This is a genomic window from Burkholderia sp. Leaf177, assembly GCF_001424345.1.
GTDB lineage: Bacteria > Pseudomonadota > Gammaproteobacteria > Burkholderiales > Burkholderiaceae > Caballeronia.
The window spans coordinates 221,516-237,431 of sequence record NZ_LMPF01000026.1; the positions used below are offsets into that span (position 1 = coordinate 221,516).

The window sequence follows — 15,916 nt, forward strand, 5'->3', positions numbered from 1 at the left end:
GAAAGATCAAACGCGCACCTCTAGCGCGCGCTATTACCTTCTGCTTCAAACCACTACTTCCGGTGGCGCTTGTCGGAACAATCGCGTGATCCAGCACAAATAAACAATGCCGATCACAAACCAGATTGCACCCAACATAAGCGCTGTTTTCTCAAGACTCGCAAGCAACCATACATCCGCGATCGCGCCGATCAACGGAAAGATCAGCCCACCAATCACACCAATCCTTTTGTCGCCGTGATTGCCCGACAAATACAAGCGCACCACGCAAAGATTAACCGCGGTGAACGCGAGGAAAGCGCCGAAGTTGATGAACGATGTCGATGTCGCCACATCGAGCTTCAACGCGATCAAGCCCACGATCCCCGCAATCGCGATGTTGATAGCCGGCGTCTTGAACGTGGGATGGATGAAACCGAAGATGCGCTTGGGCAGGATTTCATCGCGGCCCATTGCATATAAAAGACGTCCCACGCTCGCTTGCGCCGAGATGCCCGAAGCGAATTGCGCGAGGATCAAACCCGCGAGAAAGATGGTCACGAAGATATCGCCGCCGACCATCTTGGCGACTTCGAACGCGGCCGAATCCGTATCCTTGAAATCGACGCCAGGATGCGCAAGTTGCATCGTGTAAGCGGCGAGAACAAAAATCGCGCCGCCAATCAACGCAATCCAGAGAATTGCGCGAGGCATGTTTTTCTTGGGATCGATGGTCTCTTCGGTGAGGGTGGAAACCGCGTCGAAGCCAAGATATGAATAAGCCGCAATCGCAGCGCCCGCCATGGTCGACGCAAACGGAACATGCGCCTTGAAAAAAGGTTCAGCCATCGCAATACCGCCAGGCCCGGCCGCCGCTGTCGCATAGTGCCAGCACAATGCCACGAACAAGCCGACTATCGCGAGTTGCACGACCATCAATACGATGTTGAAGCGCGCAGCCAGTTCAATCCCGACTATGTTCAGCGCACTCGTCAACACGATAAACGCGACAATCCAGATCCATGCAGGAACATGAGGAAACGCCGCGTTGAGGTAAGCCGCGCCGATCAGCCAGATCACCATGGGCAGGAAAAAATAATCGAGCAACGTTGCCCAACCGATGAGAAAACCAATATGCGCGTTAAACGTTTTGCGCGTGTAGGTATATGCGGAACCGGCCACCGGATAAAGCCGCGCGAGCTTGCCATAACTCAGCGCAGTAAATGCAATGGCGACCAACGCAATGAGATAGGCGAGGGCGGCGGTGTCATCGCTTGCTTTTGCGAGCACGCCATACGTGCCGTAGACAATCAACGGCGCCATATAAGCCAGACCGAACAACAACACGGACGGCAGCCCTAGCGTGCGTTTCAAATGCGACTGTCCTTCAGTTTCATTTTCAGTTTCAGTTGACGCTTTTTGCATGATATCTCCGGGACCTTTAACAGGCGTGTGCGGGCGCGCCCGGAGCGCGAGCCCCGGACGGTTCATGTGCTACGGAACTGCGGAAAACTTCAGTCGATACGTCGGCGGCGCTCGTCGATCAAAAGCGCGCGCGAGCCATCCGCGTTGTTGACGGGAGTGAGGCCGAGCGGCACTCGAGCGTCGTGCAGATAGCGGTAATGCTCACGGCTTGCTTCTAGCCGCATCCAGTCGATGTGCGTGGTCAGCACGATTTCTTCCGAACCCGCTGACGCGACCACTTCGCCGAACGGGTCGATCAATGCGGACTCGCCAGGAAAGGTGAGGTCGTCGTCGCCCGAACCGCAGCGGTTCGCCATCAGCGCGAACATCTGGTTTTCCATCGCACGCGCGGTAATGGCTCTGCGATGCACCGGCCCGAACGGATTCATGTTGCCGTTGGTGACGATCGCGAGGTCCGTGCCGAGCGCCGCGATCGCGCGCGCCGTTTCTGGAAACTCGATGTCATAGCAGATCAGCAAGCCCACGGTCACGCCATTCCACAAGCATGTTTCGAAGCGATCGCCGGGCGTGAAGACACCCACGTCCGATGCCCAGAGATGCGTCTTTCTATATCGCAGGACAATCTCGCCGCGTTCGTCGATCAGCACAGTCGTGTTGTAGAATCGCGCGCCTTCACGCTCGGCGATTCCCACTGCCACCGATACACCCGCGCGTTTTGCAGCGTCGCGTACCGCGGTCAACGCAGCGCCGTCGAGAGACTGCGCCACATCTGCAATGTTGTCGCGCGTGGGGAAACCGGACAGCGTGGCTTCCGGGAAAACCACTAGCCTGGTTCCACCTTCAACATCGGCTTGACCGATAGTCTCGATGACGCGGCGCGTGTTGTGTTCAATGTTGCTATCGGCCAGCGCGATTTGCGCGAGTTCTGCCTGCATGTGAAGCGTCTCCTTCCAGATGCCTTTCATTCGTGAATCTGTGAATTCCGCAATTTCGTTCGGACTATTATCGAGCCATTATTTCTGGCTAGAAATTACCCACCGGGGTTACCCCGGCCGGGTTACACCACCGGTGACCCAAGCGGAGGGGACCATGGATTTTCAATGGCACGATCTTGCGTTTCATCGTGAGATCGGCTCGGCCATCGACGCGCTCGATGGTCCGCATTTCTGGGCACGCCTTACACGCGTGCTGGAGCGGCATATCGGTTTTGATAGCTGGGTCGCGCTGCGTTTTGCCCGCAATGCCGCGCCGCTGGTATGCGCGGAGCAGGCGCTGCCTGACGGAAAGGTCGACCTGATGTTCCAGGATTATCTTGCCGCGCTGTATCAACTGGATCCGTTCTATCTTGCTGCGTTCGAGCAACGCACATCGGGGTTCTATACGCTTGCCGACGTTGCGCCCGATAACTTCAGGATGACCGAATACTACGAGCGCTACTTCAAGAAAAACATCGTGGGCGATGAAGTGCATTTTAACGTGGTCATCGACACAAACTACACGATGGGTTTTTCGCTTGGCAATACACGCCGTTACGACGAACGGGAAGTAGCATTGCTGACCTTGTTTTCGCCATGGGTGCTGGCATTGATGCAGCAACGTCTGCGATACGAAAATTTCGGCGTTGCGCAAGACGCGGGGAGCGCTAGTGAGGAAATGCATTCAGAACTGCCTGCGCGCTTTGTCGTATTGACCGATAAAAGCGGCCGCGGCGCGCTGACAGCACGCGAGACTGAAGTAGCAATGTTATCGCTAAGCGGATTTTCATCGCGCGCAATAGCGGAGAAACTGACTATCTCGTTCGAGACCGTGCGCGCGCAAAAGAAACATATTTATGCGAAGTTGGGGATTGGATCGCAGTCGGAGTTGTTCGCCTTGTTTTACGAACCCGGGGCGCAACACGCCGACGCTTGAGTCATTCGCGCCGGCGTGTGCTCACTCACTGATCAATGGTGATACCTGTATTCCTGCGTCCGTCCGCCGTACCCGTACGACGCCGCTCGCACATCCTCAACATAGATGTAGCTCTCTTCGTGCACCTCGCCAAGGATCTGGGCGAAACCTGCATAGACCCCGGCTATGTAACGCGCCTTTTCGTCTTTGGTATTGGTTTCGTCGGTAACCTTGATGTCCATGTAGAAGCTTGATTTCTTGTGCTCGGTCAGCGGCTTTCCCGCGATCACCCAGCTATCCGCATCGATGAACTGAATTGTGATCGCCGTCACGTCGCGCTTTTTGCCCAGCACGGAAGAAGTCAATTCCAGCAGCATGTCCGAGATGGCCGAGATCTTTTCAGCCGATTTTTTACCGCTCACTTTCACGTTCAGGATTGGCATTTTCATCTCCATTTAGTTCGCTATACAACTATCGAGGAAAAAAATCAGTCGATGCTCGACCGCGCTTCTTTTACGTTCGCAACCGTCGCCACAAAACGCGCTTCGCCCATTTCAGCTTTCAGACGCCGCGTAACCGCAGCGCTTGCAGCATTGAGTTGATCTTTGATCTGCAACGCTTCGCCGGTTGGATAAAGGGCTGTTTCGCGGCCGTCCGAGACCGTCAATCTACGCTCGATCAACATCTGCTTCTGCAAACCGTCCAGCGTTCTGGTCGCCGTGGATCGCGAAATTGCGAGTTCCGCAGCAAGTTCGCTTTGCACGATTCCCGGCTTTGCAAGAATCGCACGCAGCATGAAACCTTGTGGCGGAGTCAAGCCGAACGGTTTGTACGCAGCAGTCCACTCACGCTCGAGAGTTCGCGCAAGGGCCGTTGTGTTGAAGTAAATGCAGTGATCGAACATGTATGTACGATAGAGCAAAGTGATTCGCTATGCAACTAGTTTTTCGAATAGGTTTGTCCGTTAGCTCGAAGATATAAATACGTAAGCTTTCTGATAGAAAGCCGCCCTTACCAAGTCTAAGCAAACGTTTCACAAAATTTTCTTGAAGCATCCGCACACTGGCGACCGCGATGAAACAAGAACGTTAGTGCTGACATTCAAGCGCATTGAACAAGCGGAGACATCATGAGACGCACCGCGATACTCGCGTTGACCACGCTCGCCCTCACGGCGTGCGGACCAGATGATCACGAAAGTTTTAGCACCACGCAAGCCTCCGCCAATTCACCTCTTCCGGCGAGTGCAATAGAACCATTGGTACAGGCCGCACCATCGAGCGAAATGGCGGCCAGCAGCGCCATTGCCGCCGCTCAAACAAGCCTTGCGGCAGACGCGGAACAGGTCGCGCCGGTAATGCATTCCCCGCCCGAAACAACGCAATGAACCACCCACATTCGATCGTTCCGCGATCGAAGCAGTATCGCCGTACCCTCAATACACACTAAAAGGTGAAGCACGATGACATTGAATAGCCGTCGCCGTTTCCTGCAAACTGTCGCAACTTCAGCCGGCGCTGCCGCCGCGCTGACGGTCTTTCCTGAGTCGATTCGCAAGGCGCTCGCGATCCCTGCATCGCATCGGTCGGGATCGATCAACGACGTAGAGCATATTGTCGTGTTCATGCAGGAGAACCGCTCGTTCGATCACTACATGGGTCATATGCGCGGCGTGCGCGGCTACAACGACCGCTTCCCAATTCCGCTGCCAAACGGCAAGCCGGTATGGTTCCAGCCGTCCGCAAAAGATGCAACCAAACCCGTGCTGCCGTTTCATCTGAACACGCTGACAACGAGCGCGCAATGCGTGGGTGACCTGGACCATTCCTGGTACAAGACGCACGCAGCCATTGACGCCGGCCGCTACGACCAATGGCCCGCGAACAAGACGGACATGACAATGGGCTACCACCTGCGCAGCGACATTCCGTTTCACTACGCGCTCGCCGATGCATTCACCGTCTGCGATGCTTATTTCTGCTCGATGCCGGGTCCGACGCATCCAAACCGTTCGTACTTGATGACGGGCACCGTCGACCCGACCGGTACGCTCGGTGGTCCGTTGCTCGACAACAATGATTACGTCGATGGCGACGGTCCGCCGCAATATCAATTGCTCTCGTGGACCACGTATCCGGAGCGTCTCGAAGCTGCCGGGATCTCCTGGCAGATCTATCAGCAAGGTCTCACTGGCGCCGATCCGCTCAACGGCAACTACGGCACGAATATCCTGCAGAACTTCACCAACATCATCAACGCGCCGCAGGGTTCTTCGTTGCAGCAGCGCGCGAACGCCGTGCGTACTCTCGACGACCTCAAGGCCGACGTTCTCGCGAACAAGCTGCCGCAAGTCTCATGGCTGTGCCCGCCGGCTGCCTACTCCGAGCATCCGAAATACACGCCGGCTTACGGGGCGGAATACACGTCGCAGATTCTGGATGCACTGACCGCGAATCCGGAAGTCTGGAGCAAGACCGTGTTGTTCATCATGTATGACGAGAACGATGGTTTCTTCGATCACGTGGTGCCGCCGCAACCGCCTACATCGCGCTCCCAAGGTTTGTCGACGGTGACCACCGACGGCGAGCTTCATACGGTCGTGAATCCCGGCCGCGGCGGCAGCTATACCGCCGATGGTCTTCCGTACGGCCTCGGCCCGCGTGTGCCGATGACGGTTGTATCGCCGTGGACGAAGGGCGGTTTCGTGTGCTCGCAAGTGTTCGATCACACCTCGGTTATTCGCTTCATTGAAACGCGTTTTGGCGTGATGGAACCGAACATCACGCCGTGGCGTCGCGCGGTGTGCGGCGACCTGACCACGGCATTCGACTTCCGCACTCCGGATGCACAAATGCCGACGCTGCCGGATACCAGCAACTACAAGACCATCGCGGACAACCAGTGCGCCACGCAGCCGGCGCCGACGGTGCCCGCCGTGCCGGGCGTGATCGATCCGCAAGAACCGGGTACGCGTTTCGCACGCGCGCTGCCTTATGAATTGCATGTGAATGGTCAGGTCGATGCAGACCGCAAGCAGTTCGCATTGCATTTCGCCAATACCGGTTCTCAAGGCGCGCACTTCTACGTGTATTCAACGAACCGCACCGATGGTCCGTGGCGCTACACGGTCGAAGCGGGCAAGACCTTGCGCGAAACGTTCGATCTGTCCACGACCGCAGGCGTCTATGCGTTCACCGTATATGGTCCGAACGGCTTCGTGCGTGAATTCGCGGGCAACGCATCGCAGTCGAAGGGCGGCGGTCTTTTCAACAAGCCGGCGCATCCGGAAGTCGTCGCGCAATACGATGTGGCGAACGGTAACGTGTTCCTCAAGTTCTCGAGCCAGGGCGGATTCGCGAAATTGTCGGTGATCGATAACGCTTATGGCGCGCAGCCACGCCATGTGATCGTGCCGCCGCTGGGTTCGATCGAAGAGCCGTGGATTCTTGCCGCGAGTCATCACTGGTACGACCTGACGGTGACCAGTAACGACGATTCATCGTTTATTCGTCGTCTTGCGGGTCACGTTGAAAACGGCCGCACGAGCATCAGCGATCCCGCAGCGGTCGCGCCGGTGACCACGTTGGTCTGATCTGGCAATGCGTTGTCGCGATTGACACGAAGCACCGAGCTTATGATTTGCCGCAGGCATTAGAGGTTGATCGTGCGGCTTTGGAAGGCCCCGCCCGAAACGGCTGGGGCCTTTTTTTGCGCCCTTTTCGTGGAGGAATGCGCAACGGAACAGTATCGTTGCAATTCAGGGACGGCACGCAAAGCACGCTATTGATGAGCGAAGGGATTGAACGCCTTTGCGACATGGCACGCATGCCGATGGTGGAACGAAGGTTGCGCTTGTAACGCACACAACCCGTTTTAAAGCCCATCGGAGAACGTCATGAGCATCTTCACCAATATTCTTAACAAGATATTCCCGCAGGATCATCCGGCAAATACGGCATCGACGGGCGCAACCGCGCCTTCCGCCCCGCCATCGCCGAATGCAGATTCATCGAACGGATCGACGGTTGCGGCAAGCAACGTGCAGCCTCCTGTTGCCGCACTGCCGCCTGTCGACGTTGAAGCTGCATTGATCGAAAGGCAAGCTGGAATCAACACGCAGTTGAACTGGCGTTCATCGATCGTCGATTTATTGAAGCTGCTTGATCTGGACAGCGGCCTGGATGCGCGCACGGAGCTTGCTGCCGAACTCAACTATCCGGGCAGCACGGAAGACAGCGCCGCGATGAATATCTGGCTGCATAAACGCGTCATGGAAAAGCTCGCTGAAAACGGCGGTCAGGTTCCCGCTGACCTGAAGAACTGAAAACAAATTTCGTCGGCTCATGAATCGAATCGGCTGAACAACAAGGAGACGAACATGGTCAGGAAAAACGGCATGGACCCGGTGGAGCTGGGTATCGCCTTGATCGAGGAACAATTGCTCGCGCTCGTGCTGTATGCGAGCACGGTCGGAACATGGATCGATAAGGACAAGACGCCGCCCGATCTGGCGGCCGCGAACACGTTGCTCAGACGCAAGCGTTCACGCTCTGAGCCGCAGACGCACATAGAAGATGGAACGCCTGGCGTGGAAGGTGAAGCGCTCGGTTTGGGGGAGTCTTGGACGGCGTTCCATCAGGATCCGCAACGTTTGTCCGTGGTGTTGCGCGTTGCGGGGACAAATGCGATTCTGGCCATTGCCGACTTTTTTGAAGCGCACGATTTCTCCGAGTTGAGAACGCCAGAGGTCCAGTTCCTGATGCGTATTCGCGATGCCGCCACGAGCGGCAACACGTTTCGCATAGAACCGGGAGAACGCATTCCGGTGGCATCGTTCAACGGCCTGACGATCACGGAGAAGCTGAACGGCTCGCCGCTGTTCGACGATGGCGTGACTCCTGGCTTTGTGGAGTTCGGGGATATTGCCGCGTTGCTGCGTTATTTGGTCGATCATCTTCGCGGCGCACAGACGCTGATCAGTGACGGGGACGCCGGCTAAGCTACGTGCATAAAACCGGGCGTACCCGCAGCGGCCCGGTTCTCACAAATTTCCCTTCACCCGTGCAACAAAGGCGTGGAGATCGCCCGTCTGAAGTAACTGGTAAGGAAACCGGAATAAAGTGGCTATTGTCGGTGCATCGGTTGAGCGCACTTCTGCAATTGCCGTGACGCGTTATGGCCCCGCGACATCGCCGGATGCACTGGAGATCGACGCTTTCATGGCGTTGCGTGATTAAAAAAAGGCCTGTACACACGTGGATATACAAGGGTTTGATCTTGCTGTAATGTACATCCTTGTGCACACAAAGGAGCAAGCATGCCGACCACGAGGATCTTTCGAAACGGAAATTCGCAGGCTGTCCGTATTCCTGCAGAAATGGCTTACGATCGCACGGATCTGGAGGTCGAGATCGAGCGCGTTGGCGATGAATTGCGAATTCGGCCAGCGCGCAAGTCACTAGGAAGCGTATTAAAGACGTTCGCCAAGTTTTCGCCAGACTTCACAGTGGGCGATCGCGGCGAACATGAACAAGCAGATCGGGATACTTTGTAATGCCGATCTACATGCTCGACACAAACATGTGCATTTATCTAATCAAGAATCAGCCGGAGCAGGTCGCCCGGCGTTTCGAACAATGCTACGTTGGTGATGTTGTGATGTCGGCAATTACTTTCGCTGAGCTGGAATATGGCGCAAGCGTCGCGGCCAATCCGAAGCGAGAACGACGCAATCTCGAAGCGTTGAGACAAGATATCCAGGTTGTTCCGTTCGACGTGGCCGCCGCAACTGCCTACGGACCTTTAAGAGAAGCAACGCGTGGACGGAAGAAAGACCATCTGCAAAAGCTGATAGCAGCGCACGCCGTCGCGCTCGACGTGATTCTCGTGACCAATAGCGAGCGCGATTTTTCGCACTATCCCGGCGTCAGGATTGAGAACTGGCTTAATAACTAACCTTCCTCAATCCGCCGGATTGACCAGCGAAGTCATGACGTGATCGGCCCATTTCCCGTCGATCTTCAAATACGCTTTTGCAAGCCCCTCGTATTCGAATCCGAGCCGCGCGAGCAATCGTCCGCTGCGTTCATTTTCCGGCCGATAACTCGCCATCACGCGATGCAACTTGTAAGCCTCGAACACAAAACGCAGTGCGACACTGAGCGCCTCATGCATCAGCCCGCGACCTTCATGACGTTGATCGATTGAATAACCGAGATTGCACGCCTGAAACGGCCCGCGAACGATATTCGTGAAATGACAGTCACCGATCAACGCGTTATCCGCCGCGCCCGGTTCGTTTGAAAAGATCAGCAAATGGAGCGCCGTTCCTTCCGCCATGGCATGTTCCATTTGCATGGCCCGCTCGTTAGCGGCTTGCGTCGTGTAAAAGCAGCTGTCGCGAGAGGGTTCCCAAGGTTCGAGATGCGCGCGATTCGCCAACCGGTAGGCGAGCATGGCTTCTGCATGTTGCAAGTCTGCACGACGCAGGACGACGTGCTGCGCGGCAAGACCGGCGGGCGGAAATGCGGGGACCGCTTTGCTTTTGAAATCGAATGCCATTGCAGGGTAATTAATAAACGCTGAATGCGAAACACGCGGCATTCAATATGAACATTTAATAAATCTGATTAATTGCACGCGGATTCGGCAATTCTGACTGTGTCGATTACGCAATCCGGTGCACGAAGAGGTGGCGGTCGATAGGGGAAAACCCTTATAATGCCCGAAGTTGATGTTTCAAGGAACTTTGGAAATGCCCAGCCGCTTTGTCATTCTCGAGCGCATTGCTTTTGCGCTGTTCACTATGTCCGCGATCGCGGACGCCACGTTTATCAGTTACGAGAAAAGCCAGAACTTCCGGGACAATATTCATGAAATCGTGCGCGTGAGTAAGGAAGTGTCGTTAATGTATCCGGCGACCGGCAACGATCCGTGGATGCCGCTGGCGTCGGGCTGAAACGTAAAACATCGGTCCTGCTAAAGCTAAGGCCGCTCACGGAACGCCTGCTCCACGAAATCCAGAAACACCCGGACACGCGGCGACAAATGCCGGCGATTCGCAAACACCGCGTACAACTCGATCTCATCGCAGTGATAGGGCGCGAGGCACTCGACCAGCCGCCCTTCGCGCAAATCGTCTTCAATGTCCCATAGCGCCTTCAAAGCAAGACCGCGGCCCTTGAGCGCCCAGTCGTGGAGCACTTCGCCGCTTGCCGTCGACAAGGTCCCGCGCACCTGAACCTCACGACGCCGGCCATCCTCCTGAAACATCCATTTGTCGAATACACGCTGGCCGCGAACCAACCGGATGCAATCATGCCCGGCGAGCTCGGCGGGCGTATGCGGGGTGCCGCACCGCGCGAGATAATCAGGCGCGGCGCAAACGATCCGCCGGCTCGACAGCAAGCGTTTTGCGATCACGCCCGTGTCTGGCGGCAAGCCGATGCGCAATGCGACGTCGAGATTGTCATCGATCACATCCAGTCCAATATCCGATAACACCAGCCGCACCTCGACCTCCGGGTATTGAGCGGAGAACGCTTCGATCAGCGGCGCAATCTGCTTGCGCCCGATCTCGGACGGCGCGCCTATACATATCAACCCCTGCGGCACGCGCGCCTGTGCGCTGATCTCGGCTTCGGCGTCATCGACGGCTTGCAGGATTGCCAGCGCTCGCTCATGGAACAGCGCGCCCTCGGCCGTCAATTCGAAACGCCGCGAAGTCCGCGTGACAAGCCGCACGCCCAGCCGCTTTTCCAGCGCCGCGAGGCGCCGGCTCATGGCGGCCGTCGATCCGTCCGTCTGGCGCGCGGCCGCCGACAAACTCCCGGCATCGACCATTTGTGCGAAGACCCGCAGATCATTGATTTCATCCGGCACGAAGCGCTCCATCTTTCCACTTGACGCAACGATTCTATGTGGCGGAAGCCCTTTTCGCCACGCCGCGACGAAGGAATAATGTGTTCATTCCAACGGAGAACCCACCATGAAAGCGTTGCGCTTCAACCAACACGGCGATCCAGGCGTGCTCGTTATCGAGGATTTGCCGTCGCTTCAAGCGTCCGCGGATGAGGCAGTCGTGCGCGTGCTCGCGGCATCGATCAATCCGAGTGACGTAAAGAACGTGGAAGGGCGCATGAGCCAGACCACGTTGCCGCGCACGCCCGGACGCGATTATTCGGGCGTGGTGATCCAGGGTCCGGCCGAATGGCTCGGCGCGGAAGTGTGGGGTTCAGGTGGCGACGTTGGTTTTACCCGCGACGGCACGCATGCCGAGGAACTCGTCGTGCCGGTAGCGAGCTTGCATCGAAAGCCGGTTAACTTGAGCCACGAAGAGGCGTCGGCAATAGGCGTGAACTTCATCACCGCGTGGTGCGCGGTGGTCGAGGCCGCGCAACTGCAGGCCGGCGAAACAATTGTGATCATCGGGCTGGGCGGCGTGGGCGGGGCGGCTGCGCAAATCGCGAAACGGATTGGCGCGAAAGTCGTAGGCGTGGCACGAGATACGAATGTGCCCGGGCCATATGTCGATGCAATGGTCGATTCCAAAGCGGCCGGTTTTATCGATGAAATCCGCGCGCTGACGCAAGGCGGCGCGGCCGTTGTGTTCGATACTGTCGGCGGTTCCATGTTCGAAACCGCCGTGCACATGTTGAGGTTGCGCGGGCGGCTGGTGGAAATATCGGCGACGGACCGGCGTGAAGTGACGTTCAACCTCGCCGACTTCTATCACAACGAAAGTCAATTGTTAGGTGTCGATACCCTCAAGCGCGATCTGAGTGCAGCGGGCGCAATGCTCGAAGCGCTGCGCACGGGTTTCGAGGACGGCAGCTTTAAGGCGCCGGTGATCGCGCAAACTTTTGCACTCGCTGACGCGCAAGCGGCGTATCGGGCGGTGGCCGCGGGTACGAAAGGCCGCGTGGTGCTGACGCCGGCAAAATGACGACGCGCTGACGGCTGCAGCCGCAATCGGTTTTGTTCGCCGTCTATCTCGGCGCGCTGGCTGCGCTGCCGCCTGTTTCCATCGATATGGCGCTTCCCGCACTCGTCGATATCGCCGGCTCCCTGCACGCGAGCGCGAGTCAGGCTGGGCTGACGCTGAGCTTATTCATGGCGGGTTTCGCGCTCGGGCCGATTGTGTACGGTCCGCTTTCCGATGCCCGCGGCCGCAAGCCCACGTTGCTCATCGGACTGACTTTGTTCACGGCGGGCGGGATCGCGTCGGCGCTTGCGCCTGACATATATGTATTGCTCGGCGCGCGGCTGCTGCAGGGCATTGGCGCGGGCGCGGGCATGACGGTGGCGCTGGCAATCGTGCGCGATCGCTTTGAAGGCAACGCGATGCAGCATCGCCTTGCAGCCATCACGGTCGTCGCCAATGTTGCGCCGATCGTCGCGCCGTCAGTAGGCGTTGCGTTGCTCGCCGCGATCGAATGGCGCGGCATCTACGGCGTGATGGCGGCGTGTGGTTTGCTGGCGGCCATCGCGACATGGACTGGCCTCGAAGAATCCGCTCCACGACGAAACGAAGCCCTGGCGATCTCCGGGCTGCGCAAGCAGTATTGGCGCGTGCTGACACACTCATCAGTCATCGGCAACATCCTGATCAACGGCTTTGGATTCGGCTGGATGTTCGCGTACGTCGCCGGATCGCCGCTCGTGCTGCTGCATGTCCTGCACGTAAAACCGGTCATCTACGCCGCCATGTTCGCGATGACCGGCATCGGCATTGTCGCCGGCGCAACCGCCAACGGATTGCTTGCATCGCGCGGTGTGGGAGCGCGGCGCATTCTCGCGGTCGCGATCTGCGTGACATTGGCCGCAACGCTCGCCCTGACCGCATTGAACGCGATGCACCTTGCAACGTTGCTCGCGATCATGCCGTTGCTCGTGGCATGCACTTTTTGCTTCGGACTGGCCGCGCCGAGTGCCACTCGCGGTGCGCTCGATCCCATGCCCGAGTTTGCAGGCGTGGCGGGCGGCCTGCTGACATCGGTCCAGATGTTGTGCGGCGCGGCTTCGAGTTCGCTCGTCGCGCTGTTGTTCTCAACCTATGGCGCGCAGTCGATGAACCTCGTCATGTTCGCGTGCGCGCTGCTCGGCGCAATCGTGTGGATGTGGTTAGGGAAAACAGGGCGCAATGAAGTGCACGCGGTGATGGCGTAAATCGTGGAATACGCTGCGTTTTTTGTTGATTCGAAAATTGCGCGCCGACTCGTGCACTTATAAATCGCGCATTTATCTAAGCTCAGCTCGAAGTTTTCTTTGGATCCGTGTCAACACACTCGGCGATCACGCGTTAAACATGTAATCGCGACACGCAAGCCGCGACACTGTTAAACAACCACGAAGGGTCTTACCGCCATGAAAAAGCAACTCGTTGCCGCATCGCTCGCCGCCTTGTTTTCCGCTGCTGTGTTTGCACAAGCTTCGGCTCCCGCTGTAACGCCGGCAGTTCCGGCTGCTACGACGGCAGATGCAGCGCAACCTGCCAGCGCACACAAGGCCAAGAAGCACCACAAAAAGCATCACAAGAACACGACCGCCGCTTCGGCAATCCCGTCGTCGGCAGCAAAGCCGTAAGTTTGAAGGGCAGTACAAAAGCCCTGTCTGACCGTGGCGCTGCTTTAGAGAAATACCTTTTAAGTCAAGGTATCGAGAGGCGTAACGTGGGGCTTTGAATTGGCGGCTCGAATGCGCATGATCTGCGCGTTCGAGCCGTTTTCGTTGGGGATTTCGCAGCTCGTGAACGGTTGAATTAACCGTACGATGCGACCGTTTCGATACCCGATCCACCGCGGCCTTTCCCATCTTCGCGCGCGACGACGTGTATCATCCACACCACGCGGCTTTTTGCGCCGCCGTTCCTTCATTGCGCTGATTGCCGGGGTCGTTGCGACAATTCCGCGCCCGCCGCTTCACGCGCCCTTGAACCGAACGCGCAACCTTCAGCTCTTTTCCGTACAGATGGCACTCTCCGAACTCAAACGGCGCCGCACGTTCGCGGTCATTTCCCACCCTGACGCGGGCAAAACCACGCTGACCGAAAAGCTCTTGCTGTTTTCGGGCGCGATCCAGATTGCCGGCACGGTGAAGGGCCGCAAGAGCAACCGATACGCCACGTCCGACTGGATGGAAATCGAAAAGCAGCGCGGCATTTCCGTCGCCAGTTCCGTCATGCAGTTCGAATATGGCGATTGCGTCATCAACCTGCTCGATACCCCCGGTCACGAAGACTTCTCGGAAGACACGTATCGTGTTTTGACCGCCGTCGACGCCGCCGTGATGGTGATCGATGGCGCGAACGGCGTCGAAGCGCAGACGCTCAAGCTGCTTGAAGTGTGCCGCAGCCGCCGCACGCCGATTCTCACGTTCATCAACAAGATGGACCGTGAGGTGCGTCAGCCGCTCGAATTGCTCGATGAAATCGAACAGCATCTCGGCGTTGCCGCCGTGCCGTTCACGTGGCCTATCGGCATGGGCAAGGAATTCCAGGGCGTGTATGACATCGAGCACGATCAGGTGCGCGTGTTTCGCGCGGGTCAGGACACGGCCGGCGGCGCGGTGGAAACCGTGCATGCCCTCGACGACGCCGACGGCGAACGCCGTTTCGGTCCGAGCTGGGCGCGTGCGAAAGAAGAGATCGATCTGATCACGGGCGCAACGCCGGCCTTCGATCGCGCGGCTTTTCTGGCTGGCGAACAATCGCCCGTGCTGTTCGGATCGGCGATCAATAACTTCGGCGTGAAGGAAATTCTCGACGCCCTTGTGGAACTGGCGCCGCCGCCGGCCATGCGGATGTCGGTACAGCGTCCGGTGTTGCCCGAAGAGCCGCGTTTTACCGGCGTGGTGTTCAAGGTGCAGGCCAACATGGACCCGGCGCATCGTGACCGCGTGGCGTTTATTCGTGTGTGTTCAGGGCATTTCGAGCGCGGCATGGCGCTGAAGGTGACGCGCTCGGGCAAGACGTTTCGCGCCAGCAACGTGGTGACGTTCCTGTCGCAGCGACGCGAGACAGTGAGCGAGGCTTATCCTGGCGATATCATTGGCATTCCGAATCATGGCACCTTGAGCCTCGGCGATACGTTGACCGAAGGCGAGATGCTGCAGTTCGTCGGCTTGCCGTTCTTCGCACCTGAAATTTTCCAGACGGTGGAAGTCGTTGATCCAATTCGCGCAAAGCAATTGGGTGAGGCGCTGCGTCAACTCGGCGACGAAGGCGCGATCCAGGTGTTCCGTCCCGTGCTCGGCGGCTCGACTATTCTCGGCGCGGTCGGACAGCTGCAGTTCGAGGTCGTGGCGCACCGGTTGTCTGCGGAATACAAGGTCGATGTGCGCATCATGCCGGCGCGCTACCGCATGTCGCGATGGGTGACGTGCGATGATGCGGCGGAGTTGCGCCGTTTCACCGATGCTTATGCTGCGCGCATTGCGCTGGATGCATCGAATGCGCCGACATATCTTGCTTCTCATGTTTCCGAAATCGATGTCGCGCAGAAGGCCTGGCCGAAGATCGTCTTCAATGAGTTGCGGGAGCATTCGGGCGCACCGTTTCAGAAGTCTATTTGAAGGCGGCAGGTCTATTTGAAGGCAGCGCGCGCTTTGGATATCGCGCGCCGCA

General features: G+C 57.8%; 18 protein-coding genes. 12 read left to right on the forward strand and 6 right to left on the reverse strand.

Annotation, left to right across the window (positions count from 1 at the left end; genetic code table 11):
- Window positions 1-45 precede the first annotated feature (45 nt).
- Both ASG35_RS30105 and ASG35_RS30110 read right to left on the reverse strand, forming a co-directional pair.
- Entirely contained in the window at window positions 46-1,404 is a 1,359-nt protein-coding gene (locus tag ASG35_RS30105) for an APC family permease (protein ID WP_056366963.1), read from the reverse strand.
- A gap of 89 nt (window positions 1,405-1,493) precedes the next feature.
- A complete protein-coding gene (locus tag ASG35_RS30110; RefSeq protein ID WP_056366965.1) occupies window positions 1,494-2,339 on the reverse strand; it encodes a carbon-nitrogen hydrolase family protein in 846 nt (281 codons plus the stop codon).
- 154 nt (window positions 2,340-2,493) lie between these two features.
- Here ASG35_RS30110 and ASG35_RS30115 point away from each other — a divergent pair, with 154 nt between their 5' ends.
- Entirely contained in the window at window positions 2,494-3,315 is an 822-nt protein-coding gene (locus tag ASG35_RS30115; protein ID WP_056366665.1) for a response regulator transcription factor, read from the forward strand.
- 32 nt (window positions 3,316-3,347) lie between these two features.
- Here the strand turns inward: ASG35_RS30115 and ASG35_RS30120 are convergent, their stop codons facing one another.
- On the reverse strand, window positions 3,348-3,737 hold the full coding sequence (locus ASG35_RS30120) for a tautomerase family protein (protein WP_056366966.1): 390 nt from the start codon (window positions 3,735-3,737) through the stop codon (window positions 3,348-3,350).
- A gap of 44 nt (window positions 3,738-3,781) precedes the next feature.
- Window positions 3,782-4,198, reverse strand: coding sequence for a MarR family winged helix-turn-helix transcriptional regulator (locus tag ASG35_RS30125; protein WP_056366669.1), 417 nt, complete (start codon window positions 4,196-4,198; stop codon window positions 3,782-3,784).
- Between the two features lie 225 nt (window positions 4,199-4,423).
- Between ASG35_RS30125 and ASG35_RS31730 the strand changes: the two genes are divergently transcribed.
- The 6 genes from ASG35_RS31730 (at window position 4,424) to ASG35_RS30150 (ending at window position 9,249) form a co-directional block, all read left to right on the forward strand.
- A complete protein-coding gene (locus ASG35_RS31730) occupies window positions 4,424-4,681 on the forward strand; it encodes a hypothetical protein (protein ID WP_156393446.1) in 258 nt (85 codons plus the stop codon).
- Between the two features lie 75 nt (window positions 4,682-4,756).
- Window positions 4,757-6,886, forward strand: coding sequence for a phosphocholine-specific phospholipase C (locus tag ASG35_RS30130; protein WP_056366672.1), 2,130 nt, complete (start codon window positions 4,757-4,759; stop codon window positions 6,884-6,886).
- 303 nt (window positions 6,887-7,189) lie between these two features.
- A complete protein-coding gene (locus ASG35_RS30135; RefSeq protein ID WP_056366675.1) occupies window positions 7,190-7,618 on the forward strand; it encodes a DUF3597 domain-containing protein in 429 nt (142 codons plus the stop codon).
- A gap of 54 nt (window positions 7,619-7,672) precedes the next feature.
- Window positions 7,673-8,293, forward strand: coding sequence for a hypothetical protein (locus tag ASG35_RS30140; protein WP_056366678.1), 621 nt, complete (start codon window positions 7,673-7,675; stop codon window positions 8,291-8,293).
- A gap of 318 nt (window positions 8,294-8,611) precedes the next feature.
- Window positions 8,612-8,848: an antitoxin gene (locus tag ASG35_RS30145; protein ID WP_056366680.1), complete on the forward strand. Its 237-nt coding sequence runs from the start codon at window positions 8,612-8,614 to the stop codon at window positions 8,846-8,848.
- Window positions 8,848-9,249, forward strand: a complete 402-nt coding sequence (locus tag ASG35_RS30150) for a type II toxin-antitoxin system VapC family toxin (RefSeq protein ID WP_056366683.1) — start codon at window positions 8,848-8,850, stop codon at window positions 9,247-9,249. The genes ASG35_RS30145 and ASG35_RS30150 overlap by 1 nt, the downstream gene beginning before the upstream one ends.
- Window positions 9,250-9,255: 6 nt before the next feature.
- On the opposite strand, the gene ASG35_RS30155 is transcribed toward ASG35_RS30150, so the two are convergent.
- Entirely contained in the window at window positions 9,256-9,855 is a 600-nt protein-coding gene (locus tag ASG35_RS30155) for a GNAT family N-acetyltransferase (protein ID WP_056366685.1), read from the reverse strand.
- Window positions 9,856-10,048: 193 nt separating this feature from the next.
- On the opposite strand from ASG35_RS30155, the gene ASG35_RS30160 reads away from it, so the two are divergent.
- Entirely contained in the window at window positions 10,049-10,252 is a 204-nt protein-coding gene (locus ASG35_RS30160) for a hypothetical protein (RefSeq protein ID WP_056366688.1), read from the forward strand.
- 26 nt (window positions 10,253-10,278) lie between these two features.
- On the opposite strand, the gene ASG35_RS30165 is transcribed toward ASG35_RS30160, so the two are convergent.
- Entirely contained in the window at window positions 10,279-11,175 is an 897-nt protein-coding gene (locus ASG35_RS30165) for a LysR family transcriptional regulator (protein ID WP_056366968.1), read from the reverse strand.
- A 106-nt stretch (window positions 11,176-11,281) separates the two neighbouring features.
- On the opposite strand from ASG35_RS30165, the gene ASG35_RS30170 reads away from it, so the two are divergent.
- The 4 genes from ASG35_RS30170 to ASG35_RS30185 all read left to right on the forward strand — a co-directional run bounded on the left by ASG35_RS30170 (window position 11,282) and on the right by ASG35_RS30185 (window position 15,864).
- Window positions 11,282-12,238 carry a quinone oxidoreductase family protein gene (locus ASG35_RS30170; protein WP_056366691.1) on the forward strand — a complete coding sequence of 319 codons (957 nt, stop codon included), beginning with the start codon at window positions 11,282-11,284 and terminating at the stop codon, window positions 12,236-12,238.
- A 32-nt stretch (window positions 12,239-12,270) separates the two neighbouring features.
- Window positions 12,271-13,461: a multidrug effflux MFS transporter gene (locus ASG35_RS30175; protein WP_056366694.1), complete on the forward strand. Its 1,191-nt coding sequence runs from the start codon at window positions 12,271-12,273 to the stop codon at window positions 13,459-13,461.
- Between the two features lie 198 nt (window positions 13,462-13,659).
- Window positions 13,660-13,878, forward strand: coding sequence for a hypothetical protein (locus ASG35_RS30180; protein ID WP_056366697.1), 219 nt, complete (start codon window positions 13,660-13,662; stop codon window positions 13,876-13,878).
- Between the two features lie 384 nt (window positions 13,879-14,262).
- Window positions 14,263-15,864 (forward strand): peptide chain release factor 3, encoded by a 1,602-nt coding sequence (locus ASG35_RS30185; RefSeq protein WP_056366970.1) that lies wholly within the window; start codon window positions 14,263-14,265, stop codon window positions 15,862-15,864.
- The last annotated feature ends 52 nt before the right edge of the window (window positions 15,865-15,916 follow it).

Excerpts from the sequence above, each read along its gene's own strand:
- ASG35_RS30105 (WP_056366963.1), bottom strand. The coding sequence starts at position 1,404 with ATGCAAAAAGCGTCAACTGAAACTGAAAATGAAACTGAAGGACAGTCG.
- ASG35_RS30110 (WP_056366965.1), bottom strand. The coding sequence starts at position 2,339 with ATGCAGGCAGAACTCGCGCAAATCGCGCTGGCCGATAGCAACATTGAA.
- ASG35_RS30115 (WP_056366665.1), top strand. The coding sequence starts at position 2,494 with ATGGATTTTCAATGGCACGATCTTGCGTTTCATCGTGAGATCGGCTCG.
- ASG35_RS30120 (WP_056366966.1), bottom strand. The coding sequence starts at position 3,737 with ATGCCAATCCTGAACGTGAAAGTGAGCGGTAAAAAATCGGCTGAAAAG.
- ASG35_RS30125 (WP_056366669.1), bottom strand. The coding sequence starts at position 4,198 with ATGTTCGATCACTGCATTTACTTCAACACAACGGCCCTTGCGCGAACT.
- ASG35_RS31730 (WP_156393446.1), top strand. The coding sequence starts at position 4,424 with ATGAGACGCACCGCGATACTCGCGTTGACCACGCTCGCCCTCACGGCG.
- ASG35_RS30130 (WP_056366672.1), top strand. The coding sequence starts at position 4,757 with ATGACATTGAATAGCCGTCGCCGTTTCCTGCAAACTGTCGCAACTTCA.
- ASG35_RS30135 (WP_056366675.1), top strand. The coding sequence starts at position 7,190 with ATGAGCATCTTCACCAATATTCTTAACAAGATATTCCCGCAGGATCAT.
- ASG35_RS30140 (WP_056366678.1), top strand. The coding sequence starts at position 7,673 with ATGGTCAGGAAAAACGGCATGGACCCGGTGGAGCTGGGTATCGCCTTG.
- ASG35_RS30145 (WP_056366680.1), top strand. The coding sequence starts at position 8,612 with ATGCCGACCACGAGGATCTTTCGAAACGGAAATTCGCAGGCTGTCCGT.
- ASG35_RS30150 (WP_056366683.1), top strand. The coding sequence starts at position 8,848 with ATGCCGATCTACATGCTCGACACAAACATGTGCATTTATCTAATCAAG.
- ASG35_RS30155 (WP_056366685.1), bottom strand. The coding sequence starts at position 9,855 with ATGGCATTCGATTTCAAAAGCAAAGCGGTCCCCGCATTTCCGCCCGCC.
- ASG35_RS30160 (WP_056366688.1), top strand. The coding sequence starts at position 10,049 with ATGCCCAGCCGCTTTGTCATTCTCGAGCGCATTGCTTTTGCGCTGTTC.
- ASG35_RS30170 (WP_056366691.1), top strand. The coding sequence starts at position 11,282 with ATGAAAGCGTTGCGCTTCAACCAACACGGCGATCCAGGCGTGCTCGTT.
- ASG35_RS30180 (WP_056366697.1), top strand. The coding sequence starts at position 13,660 with ATGAAAAAGCAACTCGTTGCCGCATCGCTCGCCGCCTTGTTTTCCGCT.
- ASG35_RS30185 (WP_056366970.1), top strand. The coding sequence starts at position 14,263 with ATGGCACTCTCCGAACTCAAACGGCGCCGCACGTTCGCGGTCATTTCC.